Origin of the sequence: Microbacterium sp. W4I20, assembly GCF_030816505.1 — a bacterium.
Classification (GTDB): domain Bacteria; phylum Actinomycetota; class Actinomycetes; order Actinomycetales; family Microbacteriaceae; genus Microbacterium.
Genome location: NZ_JAUSYB010000001.1, coordinates 347,311 through 364,917, shown reverse-complemented (window position 1 = coordinate 364,917; position 17,607 = coordinate 347,311). Strand labels below are relative to the sequence as shown.

Genomic DNA, 17,607 nt, shown 5'->3' with positions numbered 1-17,607 from the left:
ACGGGCCCGAGCCGGCCGCCGACACTCCCCACCGGATCCCAGCCCGTGCCGTCTGCGTACGCGCTGAGCGAAACACGCCGTCAACCGGGCATGCATACAGGTGCAGCGTGGTTACATTGAGCACACCCACAGCGAGGCCGACACCCGAGGAGGCACCGAGATGAATGCAACGACCGAACGTGAGGCTTCCGCCATCGAGTTCCGCCTGACCGCACTGGATCGTTGTGATTCGTGCGGCGCTCAGGCGTACATCGCGGCCGAAGTCAACGGATCCGAGCTCCTGTTCTGCGCCCACCACGGCCGCAAGTACGAAGAGAAGCTCCGCAGTGTCGCGACCAGCTGGCACGACGAGAGCGCACGCCTCGTCGAGACCGTCTGATCCCCACGACTCCAGGCTCCGGGTCTGCGCTTCGGCGCGGTCCGGAGCCTTTCTCGTTCCCGGACGGGCGGCAGTCCCCTGCTGACTCTCAGTCCAGGACGACGCGACGCACGCGGGGACTCAGCCGGGTGAGGATCTCCTCGCCCACGGTGTCGATGCGCTCGGCAAGGCTGGTCGCGCTGGATTCCCCGTGGCTTCCCGGGCCGAAGAGCGTCACCTCGTCGCCCACCTGCATGCCCGGCCACTCCGCGACGGTCGCCGTCGTCTGATCGATCGTCCGCAGGACGCGAGCACCCGCAGGGGTCCCGACCGGTGCGCCCGAGAGTGTGGAGGGGACGCCGTCGAAACTGCCGATCCCGATCACGGCTTCGCCCTCGACCAGCTCTGTCACCTGGGCGACCAGTGCGGCGACGGGTCGGACGCCCTCGAGTTCCGGCCCGTCCGCCGATCGGATGCCGTAGCAGAAGGCGCCGATCCGTGACACGGATCCCCGCAGCTCGGGTCGCCACCAGGATGCGGCAGACGCCGTCAGGTGACGCGAGGCCGGCGCGGTCCCGGATTCGCCGGCGATGCGGACCGCCTGCAGGAATGCCGCCTGCGCCTCGTCATCCTCCTCGTCGCTGGCCTCGGCGATATGGCTCCACACGCCGTCGAGCTCGATGAGCCCGGCGCGCTCCGCCTGCCGGGCCTCGGCCACGGCGCCGGCCCAATCCTCGGGGAGGATGCCGTTGCGGTGCAGACCCGTGTCGATCTTCAGGTGCACACGAGCAGGGGTGCCGAGGACCGAGGCGCGGTCGATGATGCGCCGGAGGTACTCGGTCGAGCCGACGCCCAGTTCGACATCCCGCAGGAGCGCCTCATCGATCTCGGCATCCGTCGATGTGGCCCAGGCGAACACGCGCACGCCGCCGCCGGCGATCCGTCGTGCATCCAGCCCGCTGCGCACGTCGTAGCTGCCGAACCACTCGACTCCCGCCGCGACCGCGGTCTCGACGGCCCAGGGCAGTCCGTGGCCATAGGCGTCGTCCTTGAGCACGAGCATGAGCGCTGAGGGCGTGATGCGCGCACGGACCGCCTCGATGTTGGCGCGGAAGGTCGCGCTGCTGATCCGGAGTTCGGGGCGGCTCATGCCTCCCACCCCCGTGCCGCGTGCGATCCGGCGACCGCGACGAGCTCGCCGACCGTCATCCCAGTGAGTGCAGCCCAGCGGGAGAGCCCCGGGGCGGCGGGGCCGGAGCCGCCGAAGTAGGTGACCTCGCTTCCGAGATCCGCGTCGGCACCCTGCAGGTCGACCACGCAGACATCCATCGCGACCCGCCCGATGATGGGGCGGGCGATGCCGTCGATCTCGACCTCGGCGTGGTTGCCGAGGGCGCGCACGATCCCCTGCGCGTAGCCGCCGGTCACCAGCGCCACGGTCGTGTCCGTCTCCGCCCGGAAGGTGTACCCGTACGAGACGGCGTCGCCGGCCCGAAGACGCTTCGTGGAGATGACTCGACCGGCGAGCCGCAGGACAGGTCGGGTCGCGAGCGAGCCGTCGGCATCCGGCAGCCCGTAGAGCAGCGCCGGATCGATGTCCGGGGTCCCTGCTGTCACGGCGGTGATCCCTTCCAGGCGCAGCGCCTCGATCTCGCCCTCCGAGTCCACGAGGACCTGGGCGGCTCCTGCCGCCGTCACGGCCTGCGCGACGGTGAGGACGCCGTGCCCCCAGGCATCGCGCCGCAGGTCGGCGGTCTCTCCCCCCGCGCGAACGGAGGCGGATGCCGCAGCAGCGAGCGCCGAGCGGGAGATCACCGCACGAGGCAGGGCGCTGGAAGTCGTGTCACACACGGTTTCCAGAGTAGCTTCCGCCTTCCCGGCTTGCCCTGTACGCCCCCGTAGACTGGTGAGGACCCCTACCCTCGGAGCCCAATGTCTCGTCTTTCCCTCGCGCCCCGCGTCCGCTATCTGCTGGGTCGTGCCCGCCGCATCGATGTCGGGTCGGTGGTGGAGCGAGCCAAGGAGGCGTCGGAGCAGCACCACAGGGCGGTACCGGCCATCATCGTCGACATGCTCTGGTCGGCGGCTCGGCACAATGTCGGATTCCAGGACTACATCGACTACGACTTCGCGATGCTGACCAAGGCGGAGCGCGAGACGTACATGACGCACCCCGTCTCGAACCAGCTCTCGCAGCGCTACGACCACCCGGACTTCCGCTGGATCTTCCAGGACAAGATCGAGTTCAACCGGCACTTCGCGGCACACCTGCACCGCGAGTGGCTCGTCGTCGACGCGGGGAACGCGGATGCCGTGCGCGAACTCACCCAGCGTCTCGGCACGATCGTCACCAAGGAGCCCGTGGGCCAGGCCGGTACCGGCGTGCACCGCTACCACGCCGCCGACATCACCGACTGGGACGAGTTCCACGCCGGACTGCTGAGCCGCGGCGAACTGCTCATCGAAGAGGTCATCCGCCAACACGGAGACCTCGCTGCGGTCTGCCCCGGCACGGTCAACACCACCCGCATCACTGCGTTCTTCGATGGCGAGAAGGCGCACATCCTGGCGATGGCGCAGAAGTTCGGTCGCGGCGCCGTGAGCGACCAGATGACCTTCGGCGGCTTCTATACGATGCTCGACGAAAACGGTCATTCCGTCGGCGCCGGCTACGACTCGCACGGCCACGTGCACGAGACGCATCCGGACTCGGGCTTCCGGATCGCTGACTTCCAGCTCCCGTACATCGATGAGGTGCGCGCCTTCATCGACCAGGTCGCCCGCGTGGTGCCGCAGGTGCAGTACGTCGGCTGGGACGTCGTCGTGACCCCCGAGGGCCCGGTTCTCGTCGAGGGCAACTGGGGCGCCGGTGTCTACGAGAACAAGCCCAGCGTCACCGGCATCCGCACCGGACACAAGCCGCGCTACCGCAAGATCATCGGGTTCTGAACCAGCAGACGAGGAAGGCCCGGATGCTGAGCATCCGGGCCTTCCGCAGTTCGGTTCCTGAGCCCGACGAAGGGGGTGTGTCCGTGGGCGGAGGTCAGACCGCCCGGACGATGCCGAGGGGCGTGGACTCGAGTCCCTGTCCCAGCGGGTTGTCGCCGAGGATCTTGACCAGGCGGCGCTCGCCATCCTTGTCGAGGGTCGAGCCGAGGATGTTGCCGCCGAGGTCGTTGATGTCGACGACGGCTACTTCCAGCTCTCCGCCCAGCAGCGACTTGAGGTGTGAGGCGACCCCGCGGGGGTCCTTCGGTCCGAGCACCACGGCCTCGTTGTAGGGCGGGATCGTGTGCTTGGTCGGTCCGTCGATCGCGCGGGCCTTGTCGCCGGCGATGCGGTAGAAGTCGCCCTTACGGCCGAGCGCCTTCGTCACTGCGGCGACGGCGGCGGCGAGCAGGATGCGAGGGGTGCCGCACTCCCGCAGCGCCATCTCCATCGTCTCGGGCATGCCGAGTCCGATGCCGTACGGCGTGCGCGTGACGTACTTCGACAGGAACAGCGCCAGCTTGCGCGGCTGGATCTCGTCGAGACGGTACGACCGGCCCTGCGTGATGGCGACGATCTTCTCGGTCACGAAAAGGAGGTCGCCCGGGCGGACGGCGTCCTTCGCATACTCGGTGATGATCGCGTCGAGGTCGTCATCCGGCATCACGACGCGGGTGCGCAGCGGAATCCGCGCGAACGACTTTCCGTCGACGCTCGTCTCGAGCGCCTTGCCCTCGTTCGCCTGCATCACTCGAGGTAGTCCCGGAGCGACTGCGAGCGGCTCGGGTGGCGCAGCTTCGCCATCGTCTTCGACTCGATCTGACGGATGCGCTCACGCGTGACGCCGAACGTGTCGCCGATCTGGTCGAGCGTCTTGGGCTGGCCGTCGCCGAGTCCGAAGCGCATCCGGATCACGCCGGCCTCGCGCTCGGACAGCGAGTCGAGCAGCTGCTCGAGCTGGCGCTGCAGCATGGTGAAGCCCACCGCGTCGGCCGGGACGACCGCCTCGGTGTCCTCGATGAGGTCACCGAACTCGCTGTCGCCGTCCTCGCCGAGAGGCGTGTGCAGGGAGATCGGCTCGCGGCCGTACTTCTGCACCTCGACGACCTTCTCCGGGGTCATGTCCAGCTCGCGGCTGAGCTCTTCCGGAGTGGGTTCGCGACCGAGGTCCTGCAGCATCTGACGCTGCACGCGGGCGAGCTTGTTGATGACCTCGACCATGTGCACCGGGATGCGGATGGTGCGGGCCTGGTCGGCCATCGCGCGCGTGATCGCCTGACGGATCCACCAGGTGGCGTACGTCGAGAACTTGAAGCCCTTGGTGTAGTCGAACTTCTCGACCGCACGGATGAGACCGAGGTTGCCCTCCTGGATCAGGTCCAGGAACTGCATGCCGCGGCCGGTGTAGCGCTTCGCGAGCGAAACGACGAGGCGGAGGTTGGCGCCGAGCAGGTGGCTCTTGGCGCGCTGACCGTCGCGGGCGACCCACTGCAGGTCGAGACCGAGCTGGCCGGTGCGCTCGGCGGCGGTCATCGCGGAGAGCTTCTCCTCGGCGAACAGACCGGCTTCGATCCGCATGGCGAGCTCGACCTCTTCGGCCGCGTTCAGCAGCGCGACCTTTCCGATCTGCTTCAGGTAGTCCTTGACGGGGTCGGCCGTCGCACCGGTGATCTGTGTGGAGTACACCGGGACGTCTTCGTCGTCGTTCGACGAGATGACGATCGCGCCGGTCGGCAGAGGCTCGGTGAACTTCGGCTTGGAGTCGTCGTCCTCGTCGTCCTCGACGGCGCTGGCTGCGGGAGCCTCGTCATCTTCGACGACGTCGTCGGCCTTCTTCTTCTTGACCGGGGCGCGCTTCGCCGCCGCGCGCTTGGCTGCGCTGAGCGGTACGGGCTTCTCGGGCGCGTCGACCTCGACCTCAGTGTCGACGGTGGTCTCTTCGGCCTTCTTCGTCGTCCGGGTTTTCTTCGTCGTGGCAGGAGTCACGTTTCGCCTTTCACGGGGCTGATGAGCCGCCCCGGGACATTTCGGACACTAGTAAGACCCTTGTCAAGTCCAGTGCGGGAAAACACTGATTGACAACGGGTCAGACTCCTAGTATCGCACACGTGTGGCGATGCCGACGCATTGCCGCGAAGTTGCCGCGGATTCTTCTCAGCTGCGCCGAGGCTTGTCGTCGTCGCCGGAGGGGCGCGACGCGAGATAGCGCTCGAGCTCGGCGGCCAGCTCATCGGCACTGGGCAGGTCGCGCTCGCTGAATCCGCCCTCGTCGTACGAGTCGTCGTCGGGGTTGCGGCCGGCCATGTAGGCGTCATAGCGGCGCTCGAGGTTGTGGACCATCTGCTGCAGCTCGTCGTTCCCGGTGACCTGCTCGTCGACCCGGGTGAGGTAGTCGTCGCGGCGTTCCTGCACGGCGTCGAGGATGAGCACGAGGCCGGTGGAGGCCATGAGCTTGTCGGCGGCGGCGATGACGGCGTCCGGGTTCTCCGTCTCGGCCAGATAGTGCGGCACCAGGAGCACGAAACCGACGACGCGGAGACCCTGCTCCGCGAAACGGAACTCGAGCAGGTGACCTGCCGTGGCGGGGACCTGCGTGCGCGGACGCCACACCGAGTGGGCGACGGTGAGCTCGCGGCGATTGCCGCTGACGGTCGTGCCGATGGGGCGGGTGTGCGGCACCGGCATCGCGATCGAGTGCACCCAGTTGAGCCCGGACACCTCGAATTCGGCAGCGAGGTCGAGGACCGTCTGCGCGAAGGCGTTCCAGGCGAAGTCCGGCTCGTAGCCGGCGAGGAGCAGGAACGGCTGACCCAGAGCGTCGGTCGCCAGCGACAGTTCGAGCCGAGAGGGACGGAACTCGGTCAGGTGGTCCTGATCGAAGGAGATCACCGGGCGCCGAGCACGGTAGTCGAGCAGCACGTCATTGTCGAACACGACGATGGGCTGCGGCGAGGCGGTCTCGCGCAGGTGCTCGATCAGACCGGAGACCGCGCTGCCCGCGTCGGTGAATCCCGTCAGGAGCACGACCAGGGGCAGGCCGCGCGGCACCGTCGGTGCGTTCGCGACACGTTCGTGGATCTCACCGGAGAAGGGCATGTCACCATGCTACGAGCACCTCCCGGCACCCGGGCTGGGCTCGTCATGCTGAGAGCGAACACGCGGCCCCGTCCCCGCGCACCACGGCTGCGACGGGCTCCTAGGATGGAGACATGACGCTTCCCGTGCTGTCGCACACCACAGATACGTTCCCCGGAAGCGCTGCAGATGCCGCAGTGCTCGTCGTCTCCGATCTTCCCGCATCGTCCGAGTCTCTGGCAGGGTTCCCCGGTCTGGCGGATGCTCTGGCGGGCATCGGATTCACCGGATCCGCCTCCTCGTTCACGCGGGTGTACGCGCCCGAGGTGACCTCGCTCCCGTTCGCCGTCGTCGGCGTCGGCGCCACGCCCGACGAAGCTGCGGTGCGCAACGCGGCAGGCGCAGCGCTGCGCTCGCTGACCGGCTTCGAGAGCGTGGCGCTCGGCCTCGCTCCGGGACTGGAGTCGTTCGCCGCTGCGGCGGCCGAGGGCGCCGTGCTCGGCGGATACCGGTTCGAGACCTACCGTTCCGAACCGGGCAAGAAGCGGGCCGTCTCCGTCACGCTGCACGCCGAGATCGATGACCACGAGATCGCCCGTGCGCAGGCCGTGGGCGATGCCGTCGCTCAGATCAAAGACCTCGTCAATGTTCCCGCCGAGTGGCAGAGCCCCGAGCAGCTCGCCCAGAGCGCCGCGGAGAGCGTCGCCGGTCTCGACGTCACGGTGGAGATCCTCGACGAGACGGCTCTCGCCGAACAGGGCTTCGGCGGCATCCTGGGTGTCGCCCAGGGATCCGACCGCCCCCCGCGCCTGGTGCGTCTCGACTACTCCCCTGCTGATGCCACCCGCCACATCGCGCTGGTCGGCAAGGGCATCACCTTCGACACCGGTGGCCTGTCTCTCAAGCCCGCGGCATCCATGGTGGGGATGAAGTTCGACATGGCGGGCGCCGCCACGAGCCTCGCCGCGCTGCGCGCGATCGCCACCCTGGCGCTGCCGGTGCGCGTGACCGCCTGGCTCTGCATCACCGACAACATGCCGTCCGGCCGGGCGCTCCGCCCGGGCGACGTCGTCCGCATCCTGGACGGCACCACCGTCGAGGTGCTCAACACGGATGCCGAGGGACGGCTGGTCCTCGCGGACGGACTCGTGGCCGCGAGCCGCGAGCACCCCGACGTCATCATCGACGTCGCCACGCTGACGGGTGCGATCGTGGCCGCGCTCGGCCACCGGCACACCGGGGTCTTCGGTGACGACGACACCGTCGCGGAACTCCTCGCCGCCGCCGCGCAGACCGGCGAACCGGCCTGGCACATGCCGCTGCCGAGCTATCTGGAGGAATCGCTCGAGTCGCCGATCGCCGACCTGCAGAACGTCAACATGAGCGACCGGATGGGCGGGGCGTCCTACGCCGGCCTCTTCCTTCGGCGCTTCGTCGGACGCACGTCAGATGAGGCGGACGCCCCGCGCATCCCCTGGGTGCACCTCGACATCGCCGGCTCCGGCGAGCACGGCGGGGCTCCGTACGGCTTCACCGAAAAAGGCCCCACGGGGGCGATGGTCCGATCGATCGTCGCCTTCGCCGCAGCATCCCACAAGGAGGCATGACACATGACAACGCACACTTTCGACATCGTCGTCCTGGGCGGTGGCAGCGGCGGGTATGCCGCAGCCCTGCGCGCCAGCGAGCTCGGCAAGTCGGTCGCCCTCATCGAGAAGGACAAGGTCGGCGGCACCTGCCTGCACCGCGGCTGCATCCCGACAAAGGCTCTGCTGCACGCCGCGGAGGTCGCCGAGCACGTTCGTGACGCCGCGCACGTCGGCATCACCGCGACCCTCGAGGGCATCGACCCCGTGGGCGTTCGCGCCTACCGCGAGGGCATCGTCGCGAAGAAGTTCAAGGGACTCGAAGGGCTCGTCAAGGCTCGCGGCATCACCACGGTCCCGGGACTCGGCCGCCTGAACGCCGATCGCAGCATCAGCGTCGGCGACGACCTCTACGTCGGGTCCGATGTCGTGCTCGCCACCGGCTCCTACAGCCGCTCACTCCCGGGCCTCGACATCGGCGGGCGGATCCTGACCAGCGAGCAGGCTCTCGGCCTCGATGTCATCCCCGAGCGCGTGCTCATCCTCGGCGGCGGTGTGATCGGCGTCGAGTTCGCCAGTGTGTGGCGGTCGTTCGGAGCCGAGGTCACGATCATCGAGGCGCTGCCCCACCTCGTCCCGAACGAGGACATCGCGATGAGCAAGGGCCTCGAGCGCGCGTTCCGCCGCCGCGGCATCCAGTACTCGCTCGGCGTCCGCTTCCAGACCGCCGTTCAGGACGAGAACTCGGTCACCGTGACCCTCGAGGACGGCAAGGAGTTCACCGCCGACTACCTGCTCGTCGCCGTCGGACGTGGCCCGGTCACCGCCGACCTCGGCTTCGAGGAAGCCGGCGTGAAGCTCGACCGCGGATTCGTGACGGTCGATCAGGAGCTGCGCACCGGCGTTCCCGGTGTCTGGGCCGTCGGCGACATCGTGCCCGGCCTGCAGCTGGCCCACCGCGGATTCCAGCAGGGGATCGCCGTCGCGGAGCGCATCGCCGGCCTCTCCCCCGTGAACATCCCGGACTCGCAGATCCCGAAGGTCACCTACTCGAGCCCTGAGGTGGCATCGGTCGGTGCCACGGAGGAGGGCGCGATCGCCGAGCACGGCAGCGATGCGGTCATCGCCTACGAATACAACCTCGCCGGCAACGGCAAGAGCGAGATCATCGGCACGGCGGGACTCGTCAAGGTCGTCCGTCTCAAGGACGGCCCCGTCATCGGTGTGCATCTGCTCGGCGACCGTGTCGGCGAGCTCATCACCGAGGGACAGCTCGCCGTCGCCTGGGAAGCCCACCCGGAGGACATCGCGCCTCTGGTCCATGCGCACCCGACGCAGAGCGAGGCCCTCGGGGAAGCCTTCCTCGCCCTGGCCGGAAAGCCCCTGCACGCCCTCTGAGCACCAACCGGTGCCCGAGTCACTAAGCTAGATACGCGTCATACAACTTCCTGAAGGAGACTCAGTCATGAGCACATCCGTCGTCCTCCCCGCTCTCGGTGAGAGCGTCACAGAGGGTACGGTCACCCGCTGGCTCAAGCAGGTGGGAGACACCGTCCAGGCGGACGAGGGCCTGCTCGAGATCTCGACCGACAAGGTCGACACCGAGATCCCCTCCCCCGTCAGCGGTGTGATCGAGGAGATCCTCGTGGCCGAGGACGAGACCGTCGAGGTCGGTGCTCTGCTCGCGCGGATCGGCGACGGCAGCGCCGCCGCCCCTGCCGGGGATGCCCCCGCTGAGGAAGCTCCCGCTGCTGAGGCCGCTCCTGCTGAAGCTGCTCCGGCTGAGGCCGCTCCTGCTGAGGCCGCTCCGGCTGAGGCTGCTCCGGCCGCTGAAGCGCAGCCCGCTGCCGACGCTGCTGCGCCGGCCGGCGACGCGAAGGACATCGTGCTTCCAGAGCTGGGTGAGAGCGTCACCGAGGGCACCGTGACGCGCTGGCTCAAGCAGGTCGGCGACTCCGTCGAGGTCGACGAGGCACTCCTCGAGATCTCGACCGACAAGGTCGACACCGAGATCCCCTCGCCGGTCGCCGGCGTGCTGCAGGAGATCGTTGCCGGCGAAGACGAGACCGTCGCCGTCGGCGCTGTGCTCGCACGTGTCGGTTCCGGCGCTGCTCCCTCCGAGGCTCCGGCTGCAGAGGCTCCGGCCGCTGAGGCTCCCGCTGCGCCTTCCGAGACTCCTGCTTCTCCGGCTGAGGCTCCTGCGGCTCCGGCCGCTGAGGCGCCGGTAGCTGAAGCCCCCGCTGCGGAGGCTGCCCCGGCACCTGTCGCGCCCGCGCCCGCTGCGGCTCCTGCCGAGCCGGCGCCCGCCGCAGCCTCTGCTGCTCCTGCGCCGAAGCTCAGCCTCCCCACGGAGAACGACAACCTCTACGTGACGCCGCTGGTGCGGCGCCTGGCTTCGCAGCAGGGTGTCGACCTGGCTTCGGTCACCGGCACCGGTGTCGGCGGTCGTATCCGCAAGGAAGACGTCCTGAAGGCCGCCGAGACCGCGAAGGCCGCACCGGTTGCCGCTGCCGCCCCGGCTGCCGCAGCCCCCGCGCCGCTCGAGGTGTCGCCGCTCCGGGGCACGACGCAGCCGATGTCCCGTCTGCGCAAGGTCCTCGCCAAGCGCGCGGTCGAGTCGATGCAGCAGACTGCTCAGCTGACCACGGTCGTCGAGGTCGATGTCACGGCACTCGCGGAGTACCGCGACAGCGTGAAGGCGTCGTTCCTGGAGAAGACGGGCGACAAGCTGTCGTTCCTGCCGTTCTTCGCTCTGGCGACCGCTGAGGCTCTGCAGGCCTTCCCGATCGTGAACGCGACCGTCGACGGGGAGCAGATCGTCTACCCCGCCAGCGAGAACGTATCGATCGCCGTCGACACCGAGCGGGGCCTGCTCACGCCGGTGCTCCGCGACGCCGCGTCGAAGAACATCGCGCAGATCGCGCACGAGATCGCCGATCTCGCCGCACGCACCCGCGACAACAAGCTGAAGCCGGATGAGCTCGCCGGCGGCACGTTCACGCTGACCAACACGGGTTCGCGCGGCGCGCTGTTCGACACTCCGGTCGTGTTCCTGCCGCAGTCCGCGATCCTCGGAACAGGAACGGTCGTCAAGCGCCCCGGCCTGGTGAAGGTCGGTGCAGTCGACGCGATCGCCGTCCGCTCGTACGTGTACCTCGCACTCTCGTACGACCACCGGATCATCGATGGCGCCGATGCCGCTCGCTTCCTCGGCGCGGTGAAGGCTCGCCTCGAGGCGGCGCAGTTCGCCGCCCAGCTGGGAGCCTGACGACAGCATCATCCTGGCTGGTCCGCGACGCCGTAGACGTCGCGGACCAGCCATTTCTCGTCGTGGCGGACGAGCACCAGCATCTGCTCGGGACCGGATGCCGGAGTTTCACCTCCCTGTTCGGGAGCGGCTCGGGGTGTGCTCAGGCGGATCACGGCGACGTCTCCGTACTCGTCGACCAGCTGGATCGCCGGATCCTCTGATGACGCGGTGACGAGGGCTTCCACGACGCCGGTCGATCCCGCCGCGACCGCATCAGTGCACAGCGGGTCCTCCGCTGCTCCGCACTCGGCGATCAGGGCCAGCAATGCGGGTGCTGCGGCATCCGGCTCCTGCGCTCCGCGGGGCGACTTCCGGTCCTCACCGTCAGGCTCGGCGTCGTCCTTCGGATCAGCATCCCCTGGCCCATCATCCTTCGGCTCCCGATCCTTTGCCGCGTCGGCCGCGCGCGGCGTCGCGGGATCATCGACTGATCGAGCGACCGACGGCTCACCTGAGCCATCGTCGCCTGCCGCCTGTCCTGGCGCGTCGCCCGGCCAGAGCAGCCCGCCGGCGAGCACCACGGCGGCTACCCCACTGCCGACGACGATCGCGCGACGTCGAATGCGAGGACGCGGATGCGCTTCCTTCGCCGATGCCGGTGCCGCTGCCCTCGTCTGCGGCCGCCGATCGTCGACTCGCCCGCGGCCTCGCAATCGTCCGCCGAGCGCCACAGCGACACGGCGAACGGTACCCCGAAGGGCCTCCAGCTGCTGAATGCCCGGTGTGCGCCGGGCATCGGACCGCGCGGCCGTGGGAGCATCCGCCCGTCGGCCCCGCCGCCGTGGTGCGGCCGGTGCCGCCTCGGACAGGACGGCGCGAGCGACCTCGCGTGCCCGTTCCGGCGCGTGCGTCTCCCGCACGAGGGGGCGCGGAGCCGCGACGGACAGCACCTCCTGCTCCCATGCATCCAGGAGCTTCCGAGGAACCCTCGGCTGGGACATCGCCTTCCCGACTCCCTGGTGCACGGCCAGAAGCGCGCGTTTCAGCGCCTTGTCGGTGCTGTCCGCGCTGAGACGCTCAACGATCGACACGACCCCGGCTCGTGCATCCTGTCCTCCGCCGATGACGAAGATGGGGCGGCCGACGTCACTCAGCCACCACATCCCCGTCGGCACCCCGTCAGCGGAGCCGCCCAGCTCGTCGAGGCCACGCAGCAGGCTCGCGACGAGCGTGCTGCACTCCCCCGACGTGAGCGGAGCGGCCGCCGCCGCCCGGCGGACCAGGAACCCCAGTACCCGGTCCGTGCACCATGGCAGCAGTACGTCGTGCCCATCCGGACGCCGGACGACGTCGATCGGGCCTGCGACGTGCTCTGCTCCCGCGAAACGCCACCCCAGCCATCCCGCGAGATCGGTCGCATCCATCCGCACAGCCACGCCGTCCCCACGGGTGACCAGGGTGCCGGCGAACGGACCTTCTGCCGGATCGAGCGCGCGGACCACCCGGTGCACGCCCGGAACGAGCGCGACGCTCCGGTCTTCGATCTCGACATCTGCCATGCCCTCATCACATCCTGAGAAGCGACCGCGCGGGGCCGATCGGACTCGATGTGGATGTATCAGCAGGTCTTCGAAGGATGTGCAGGAAGAGTCGCTGCCGGTGGCTGCTCCGCTGGACGCGAACGTCGATGTCAGGACCGCCCGAACTGGGTAGGCTGGTACCCATGGCCAAGCGTGCTCCCGAACCCGAAAAGCGTCCTGGGTTCTTCTCCCAGATCAAGTCCCTCTTCAAGTTCACGCGTGAGGCCTACCCCTGGCTCCCCTGGATCCAGATCGCGATCCTGATCGGCGGCATCCTCCTCGGCCTGGTCGCGGGCTACCTGATCCCCCCGTTCCAGATCTGGACGCTCATCCTCTGGGGCATCACCGGCCTCATGCTCGGTGTGCTCGGCGCGCTGTTCCTGATGACGCGGATGTCGACCTCCGCGATGTACACCAAGATCGACGGGATGCCCGGCGCCACCGGTCACGTGCTCAGCACCAGCCTCGGCCGCAGCTGGCAGGCATCCGAGACCCCGGTGGGCATCAACCCGAAGACGCAGGAAGCCGTGTACCGCACGGTCGGCCGCGGCGGCATCGTGGTCGTCGGTGAGGGGGCGCGCGGTCGCCTCACCCGCCTCGTCAACGAGGAGCGGAGCAAGGCTCAGCGCGTCGCCCACGGCGTGCCCGTCACGGTGTTCTACGTCGGACACGGTGACGACGAGGTGGCCATCGCCGACCTCGCCAAGACCATCAAGAAGCTGCCGAAGGCGATCGACAAGACCACGATGGCTGCGGTCATCCGCCGCATCGACTCCGTCTCGCAGTCGCTGTCGTCGCTGCCGATCCCGAAGGGCATCGACCCGACGAAGGTCCGTGCTCAGCGTCCGCGCTGAGCCCCTGTAGAACGCGAGAACGCGGCCGCCCTGGACTCCAGGTGCGGCCGCGTTCTTCGTTCACTCGGAAAGCGGCTGCCGAGGAAGTCGTCGCACCTTGGCACGGCGACGACGCCGCTCCGGAACCATCGAGCGCATCTCGTCGAGCTTGCCGAAGCAGAACAGCCGGTCCTCGGCCTCGAGCACGACGTGCTTGCGCGGGTTCGGGATGACGCTCACGCCGCGGTGCAGCGTGAGCACCGTGATGTCGCGCTCCCAGAGGCCCGCCTCGCCCAGCGTCTTGCCCACCAGGTCGACCGCACCGTGGACCATGAGCTCAGCCACGCCGTAGCCGGTGGACACCGTCAGACGCTGTCGCACGTCGATCTCCGGGAAGGCGACCTGTCCGGCTATGTAATCGATGATCGCGCCCGCGACGTCGAGCTTGGTCGCGGTCTCGATGCCCTGCAGCCCCGGCGAGGAGTTGACCTCCATCACCAGCGGTCCGTCCTCCCCCTCCAGCATGTCGACGCCGGCCACCCGCAGGCCCATGATCTGCGCGGAGCGCACGGCCGCTCGTTCATATACCGGATCGAGCTCGACCGCGTCGACCGAGCCGCCACGGTGCACGTTGGAGCGGAACTCGTCACCCGCCGCGGAGCGCCGCATGGCTGCCACGACGCGATCGCCGACGACCAGAGCACGGATGTCGCGACCCCGACTCTCGGAGATGAACTTCTGGATCAACACGTTCTGCTTCGTCGAGTGGAGCGTCTCGATGATCGCCTCGGCGACCTTCACCTGCGGCGCGAGGATGACTCCGATCCCCTGCGTGCCCTCGAGGAGCTTGATCACGACGGGCGCCCCGCCGACGCGCTCGATCGCCGGACGCACGTCCGCCCGGTTCCTGACGAAGGCGGTGGGCGGCATCGCGATGTTGTGCCGCGACAGGATCTGGTTGGCGCGGAGCTTGTCGCGCGCGCTCGAGATCCCGTTCGCGGTGTTGGGCGTATAGACGTCCATCTGCTCGAACTGGCGCACCACGGCCGTGCCGAAGTACGTGATGGAGTTGCCGATGCGCGGCAGGATCGCGTCGTAGTCGCTGAGCTGCCGTCCCCGGTAGTGGAGGTCGGGTTCATCCGCGGTCAGGTCGATCGCGAAGCGCAGGGTGTTCAGGACCTTGACGTTGTGACCGCGCTGGAGCGCGGCTGCACGCAGTCGCTGGGTGGAGTACGCCTGCGGCGCACGGGAGAGCACTGCGATCTTCACGGGGATTTCCTGCCAGGATGTATCGAGTGAGTAGGTCTACCCATTCAAACACCCTTACGGGGTGGCGCGAGTGGATCAGCCTGCCCGATCTCGGAGTGGACTGGCTCAAGGCCAAGATCGATACCGGTGCCCGCACATCGTCGCTGCACGCGTTCGACGTGCACGAGTTCGATCGGGAGGGCGAGGACTGGGTCCGCTTCCGGGTGAAGCCCTGGCAGGACAGCCAGGAGGATGCCGTCGTCGTGGAGACGCCGGTTCACGACCGGCGCGCCGTGCGCAGCTCGTCGGGCCATGCGCAGGAGCGGCTGGTGGTGAAGCTGCTCATCCGGCTGGTGGATCGGGAGGTGCTCGCCGAGGTGACGCTGAGCAATCGGGACGAGATGGGCTTCCGTATGCTGATCGGCCGCGAGGCCCTGCGCCACGGATACATCGTGGACCCCGCGCGTTCCTTCCTCGGTGGTCGGGCTCCCCGGGAGACCCGCCGCCGCAACCGCGGGCGCGCCTGAGCGAGGTCAGGCGCGGATCAGGAGAGTGCCGGCGGCCTTGTCGTGGACACCGCGCTGATCGGCATCCCAGATCACCGCGGGGATGACGACGGCCAGCAGCAGGGTGCGCACGATCGGCCGCCAGAGCCCGACCCATGCGCCGTCGAGCCGGACGACTCGCATTCCGAGGATGCGGTGGCCTGGGCTTCCGCCCGCGGTCGGGATGAACAGGATCTGCACCACGACGAAGATCACGGTCGTCGCGATCGCGTCGTACTGGAAGAAGGCGATGGAGAGGATCACCGCGGCTGCCCAGTCGATCGCCAGCGCCGCGATGCGCCGTCCCGGGCGTCCCACGCTTCCGGGACCCGCTTCCGGCAGTCCGAGTCGCTCGCCGGGGTACGCGTTCACAGCATCCGTCACCGGTCCAGCTTAAGCGACCCCTGTAACATGCCTGAAACAATACGGACACCCGGGAGAAACGCCCCCGCCGTACTGTGCACAATGGCCGTGAAGCCATCGATCCGCAATCCAGGAGTCGTTACATGTTCAAAGATTCGTCCGAGGTACTGAGCTACATCAAGGAGAACGACGTCAAGTTCCTTGACATCCGCTTCACCGATCTCCCGGGTGTGCAGCAGCACTTCAACATTCCTGCATCGACGGTCGACGAGGGATTCTTCACGGAGGGTCAGCTCTTCGACGGCTCCTCGATCCGCGGCTTCGCGAGCATCCACGAGTCCGACATGCAGCTCATCCCCGATGTCACCACGGCGTACATCGACCCGTTCCGCGAGGCGAGCACCCTCGTGATGATCTTCGACATCTACAACCCGCGCACCGGCGAGATCTACTCGAAGGACCCGCGTCAGGTCGCCAAGAAGGCGGAGAAGTACCTCACGTCGACCGGCATCGCCGACACCGCGTTCTTCGCCCCCGAGGCCGAGTTCTACATCTTCGACGACGTGCGCTACTCGGTCACCGCGGGCGAGAGCTTCTACAAGGTCGACTCCGAGGAGGCCGCCTGGAACACCGGCCGCGAGGAAGAGGGCGGAAACCTCGCCAACAAGACCCCCTATAAGGGCGGCTACTTCCCCGTCTCCCCCGTCGACAAGACCGCTGACCTGCGCGACGACATCACCCTGAAGCTGATCGACGCCGGGTTCATCCTCGAGCGCTCGCATCACGAGGTCGGCACCGCCGGTCAGCAGGAGATCAACTACCGCTTCGACACGATGGTCCACGCGGCGGACGACATCCTGAAGTTCAAGTACATCGTCAAGAACACCGCCAACGAGTGGGGCAAGGTCGCGACCTTCATGCCCAAGCCGCTCTACGGCGACAACGGCTCCGGTATGCACACGCACCAGTCCCTGTGGGCCGACGGCAAGCCGCTGTTCTACGACGAGGCCGGCTACGGCCAGCTCAGCGACGTCGCTCGGTGGTACATCGGCGGCATCCTGGCGCACGCGCCGGCGCTCCTCGCCTTCACCAACCCGACCCTGAACAGCTACCACCGTCTGGTCAAGGGCTTCGAGGCACCGGTCAACCTGGTCTACTCGGCCGGAAACCGTTCCGCCGCGATCCGCATCCCGATCACGGGCTCCAACCCGAAGGCCAAGCGCATCGAGTTCCGCGCACCTGACGCCTCGGGCAACCCGTACCTCGCGTTCGCTGCGCAGCTGATGGCCGGCCTCGACGGCATCAAGAACCGCATCGAGCCGCACGAGCCGGTCGACAAGGACCTCTACGAGCTTCCCCCCGAGGAGGCCAAGGGCATCCCGCAGGTCCCGAACTCGCTGCTGGACTCGCTCGACGCACTGGCGGAGGACCACCAGTTCCTCCTCGAGGGCGGCGTGTTCACCAAGGAGCTCATCGAGACCTGGATCTCGTACAAGTACGAGAATGAGATCCTGCCGATGGCGCAGCGCCCGCACCCGTTCGAGTACGAGCTGTACTTCGGCGTCTGACCCGATGACGCGGGATTCGCTGGGCTAGCCCTCGCGGAGTCCGCGCAATCTCACGAAGAGCCCGTCCCCGCATCAGCTGGGGCGGGCTCTTCGGTGTCTGGAGTCGCTCTGCGAATCAGAGCAAGAGATCGACAAAACGGTGCCCCGACCGGTTCTGGGAAACCCATCGGGACACCTAGCCGGCTTCGCTGGGGGCCTCCACCGGCTCACCCC

General features: G+C 68.3%; 16 protein-coding genes. 8 read left to right on the top strand and 8 right to left on the bottom strand.

Annotated features, from left to right (window positions below):
- Positions 1 to 160: 160 nt before the first annotated feature.
- Positions 161 to 379 (top strand): hypothetical protein, encoded by a 219-nt coding sequence (locus QFZ21_RS01770; RefSeq protein WP_307373824.1) that lies wholly within the window; start codon positions 161 to 163, stop codon positions 377 to 379.
- A gap of 88 nt (positions 380 to 467) precedes the next feature.
- Here the strand turns inward: QFZ21_RS01770 and QFZ21_RS01765 are convergent, their stop codons facing one another.
- Together QFZ21_RS01765 and QFZ21_RS01760 are read right to left on the bottom strand one after the other, a co-directional pair.
- The gene (locus QFZ21_RS01765; protein ID WP_307373823.1) at positions 468 to 1,508 is read right to left on the bottom strand and encodes an alanine racemase; all 1,041 of its coding nucleotides are present in this window, start codon (positions 1,506 to 1,508) and stop codon (positions 468 to 470) included.
- Positions 1,505 to 2,209, bottom strand: a complete 705-nt coding sequence (locus tag QFZ21_RS01760; RefSeq protein WP_307373820.1) for an alanine racemase C-terminal domain-containing protein — start codon at positions 2,207 to 2,209, stop codon at positions 1,505 to 1,507. Before QFZ21_RS01760 ends, QFZ21_RS01765 begins: the two co-directional genes overlap by 4 nt.
- Before the next feature lie 81 nt (positions 2,210 to 2,290).
- Between QFZ21_RS01760 and QFZ21_RS01755 the strand changes: the two genes are divergently transcribed.
- Positions 2,291 to 3,307, top strand: a complete 1,017-nt coding sequence (locus QFZ21_RS01755) for a sugar-transfer associated ATP-grasp domain-containing protein (RefSeq protein ID WP_307373818.1) — start codon at positions 2,291 to 2,293, stop codon at positions 3,305 to 3,307.
- Positions 3,308 to 3,401: 94 nt separating this feature from the next.
- Here the strand turns inward: QFZ21_RS01755 and QFZ21_RS01750 are convergent, their stop codons facing one another.
- The 3 genes from QFZ21_RS01750 to QFZ21_RS01740 form a co-directional block, all read right to left on the bottom strand.
- Complete coding sequence (locus QFZ21_RS01750) at positions 3,402 to 4,094, bottom strand: coenzyme F420-0:L-glutamate ligase (RefSeq protein WP_307373816.1); 693 nt, start codon at positions 4,092 to 4,094, stop codon at positions 3,402 to 3,404.
- Positions 4,094 to 5,332 carry an RNA polymerase sigma factor gene (locus QFZ21_RS01745; RefSeq protein WP_307373814.1) on the bottom strand — a complete coding sequence of 413 codons (1,239 nt, stop codon included), beginning with the start codon at positions 5,330 to 5,332 and terminating at the stop codon, positions 4,094 to 4,096. Before QFZ21_RS01745 ends, QFZ21_RS01750 begins: the two co-directional genes overlap by 1 nt.
- A gap of 168 nt (positions 5,333 to 5,500) precedes the next feature.
- The gene (locus QFZ21_RS01740; protein ID WP_307373812.1) at positions 5,501 to 6,442 is read right to left on the bottom strand and encodes a proteasome assembly chaperone family protein; all 942 of its coding nucleotides are present in this window, start codon (positions 6,440 to 6,442) and stop codon (positions 5,501 to 5,503) included.
- 113 nt (positions 6,443 to 6,555) lie between these two features.
- Here QFZ21_RS01740 and QFZ21_RS01735 point away from each other — a divergent pair, with 113 nt between their 5' ends.
- From QFZ21_RS01735 to sucB, 3 genes are all read left to right on the top strand, one after another.
- Positions 6,556 to 8,028, top strand: coding sequence for a leucyl aminopeptidase (locus QFZ21_RS01735; protein WP_307373810.1), 1,473 nt, complete (start codon positions 6,556 to 6,558; stop codon positions 8,026 to 8,028).
- 3 nt (positions 8,029 to 8,031) lie between these two features.
- Positions 8,032 to 9,405 carry a dihydrolipoyl dehydrogenase gene (lpdA, locus tag QFZ21_RS01730; RefSeq protein WP_307373808.1) on the top strand — a complete coding sequence of 458 codons (1,374 nt, stop codon included), beginning with the start codon at positions 8,032 to 8,034 and terminating at the stop codon, positions 9,403 to 9,405.
- A gap of 67 nt (positions 9,406 to 9,472) precedes the next feature.
- On the top strand, positions 9,473 to 11,275 hold the full coding sequence (gene sucB, locus QFZ21_RS01725; protein WP_307373805.1) for a 2-oxoglutarate dehydrogenase, E2 component, dihydrolipoamide succinyltransferase: 1,803 nt from the start codon (positions 9,473 to 9,475) through the stop codon (positions 11,273 to 11,275).
- A gap of 8 nt (positions 11,276 to 11,283) precedes the next feature.
- Here sucB and QFZ21_RS01720 read toward each other — a convergent pair whose 3' ends face one another.
- Positions 11,284 to 12,816, bottom strand: coding sequence for a hypothetical protein (locus tag QFZ21_RS01720; RefSeq protein ID WP_307373803.1), 1,533 nt, complete (start codon positions 12,814 to 12,816; stop codon positions 11,284 to 11,286).
- 164 nt (positions 12,817 to 12,980) lie between these two features.
- Between QFZ21_RS01720 and QFZ21_RS01715 the strand changes: the two genes are divergently transcribed.
- Positions 12,981 to 13,691: a DUF4191 family protein gene (locus QFZ21_RS01715; RefSeq protein ID WP_307373801.1), complete on the top strand. Its 711-nt coding sequence runs from the start codon at positions 12,981 to 12,983 to the stop codon at positions 13,689 to 13,691.
- A gap of 60 nt (positions 13,692 to 13,751) precedes the next feature.
- Here the strand turns inward: QFZ21_RS01715 and QFZ21_RS01710 are convergent, their stop codons facing one another.
- Positions 13,752 to 14,939 (bottom strand): RimK family alpha-L-glutamate ligase, encoded by a 1,188-nt coding sequence (locus tag QFZ21_RS01710; RefSeq protein WP_307373799.1) that lies wholly within the window; start codon positions 14,937 to 14,939, stop codon positions 13,752 to 13,754.
- Positions 14,940 to 14,956: 17 nt separating this feature from the next.
- Here QFZ21_RS01710 and QFZ21_RS01705 point away from each other — a divergent pair, with 17 nt between their 5' ends.
- Positions 14,957 to 15,445 (top strand): ATP-dependent zinc protease, encoded by a 489-nt coding sequence (locus QFZ21_RS01705; protein ID WP_307373798.1) that lies wholly within the window; start codon positions 14,957 to 14,959, stop codon positions 15,443 to 15,445.
- Between the two features lie 6 nt (positions 15,446 to 15,451).
- Here the strand turns inward: QFZ21_RS01705 and QFZ21_RS01700 are convergent, their stop codons facing one another.
- Positions 15,452 to 15,847: an RDD family protein gene (locus QFZ21_RS01700; RefSeq protein ID WP_307373796.1), complete on the bottom strand. Its 396-nt coding sequence runs from the start codon at positions 15,845 to 15,847 to the stop codon at positions 15,452 to 15,454.
- 122 nt (positions 15,848 to 15,969) lie between these two features.
- Here QFZ21_RS01700 and glnA point away from each other — a divergent pair, with 122 nt between their 5' ends.
- On the top strand, positions 15,970 to 17,394 hold the full coding sequence (gene glnA / locus QFZ21_RS01695) for a type I glutamate--ammonia ligase (protein ID WP_307373794.1): 1,425 nt from the start codon (positions 15,970 to 15,972) through the stop codon (positions 17,392 to 17,394).
- The last annotated feature ends 213 nt before the right edge of the window (positions 17,395 to 17,607 follow it).

Coding starts and splice junctions, on each gene's coding strand:
- QFZ21_RS01750 (WP_307373816.1), bottom strand. CDS start 4,094: ATGCAGGCGAACGAGGGCAAGGCGCTCGAGACGAGCGTCGACGGAAAG.
- QFZ21_RS01715 (WP_307373801.1), top strand. CDS start 12,981: ATGGCCAAGCGTGCTCCCGAACCCGAAAAGCGTCCTGGGTTCTTCTCC.
- QFZ21_RS01720 (WP_307373803.1), bottom strand. CDS start 12,816: ATGGCAGATGTCGAGATCGAAGACCGGAGCGTCGCGCTCGTTCCGGGC.
- QFZ21_RS01755 (WP_307373818.1), top strand. CDS start 2,291: ATGTCTCGTCTTTCCCTCGCGCCCCGCGTCCGCTATCTGCTGGGTCGT.
- QFZ21_RS01740 (WP_307373812.1), bottom strand. CDS start 6,442: ATGCCCTTCTCCGGTGAGATCCACGAACGTGTCGCGAACGCACCGACG.
- QFZ21_RS01770 (WP_307373824.1), top strand. CDS start 161: ATGAATGCAACGACCGAACGTGAGGCTTCCGCCATCGAGTTCCGCCTG.
- QFZ21_RS01735 (WP_307373810.1), top strand. CDS start 6,556: ATGACGCTTCCCGTGCTGTCGCACACCACAGATACGTTCCCCGGAAGC.
- QFZ21_RS01705 (WP_307373798.1), top strand. CDS start 14,957: ATGTATCGAGTGAGTAGGTCTACCCATTCAAACACCCTTACGGGGTGG.
- glnA (WP_307373794.1), top strand. CDS start 15,970: ATGTTCAAAGATTCGTCCGAGGTACTGAGCTACATCAAGGAGAACGAC.
- sucB (WP_307373805.1), top strand. CDS start 9,473: ATGAGCACATCCGTCGTCCTCCCCGCTCTCGGTGAGAGCGTCACAGAG.
- QFZ21_RS01765 (WP_307373823.1), bottom strand. CDS start 1,508: ATGAGCCGCCCCGAACTCCGGATCAGCAGCGCGACCTTCCGCGCCAAC.
- lpdA (WP_307373808.1), top strand. CDS start 8,032: ATGACAACGCACACTTTCGACATCGTCGTCCTGGGCGGTGGCAGCGGC.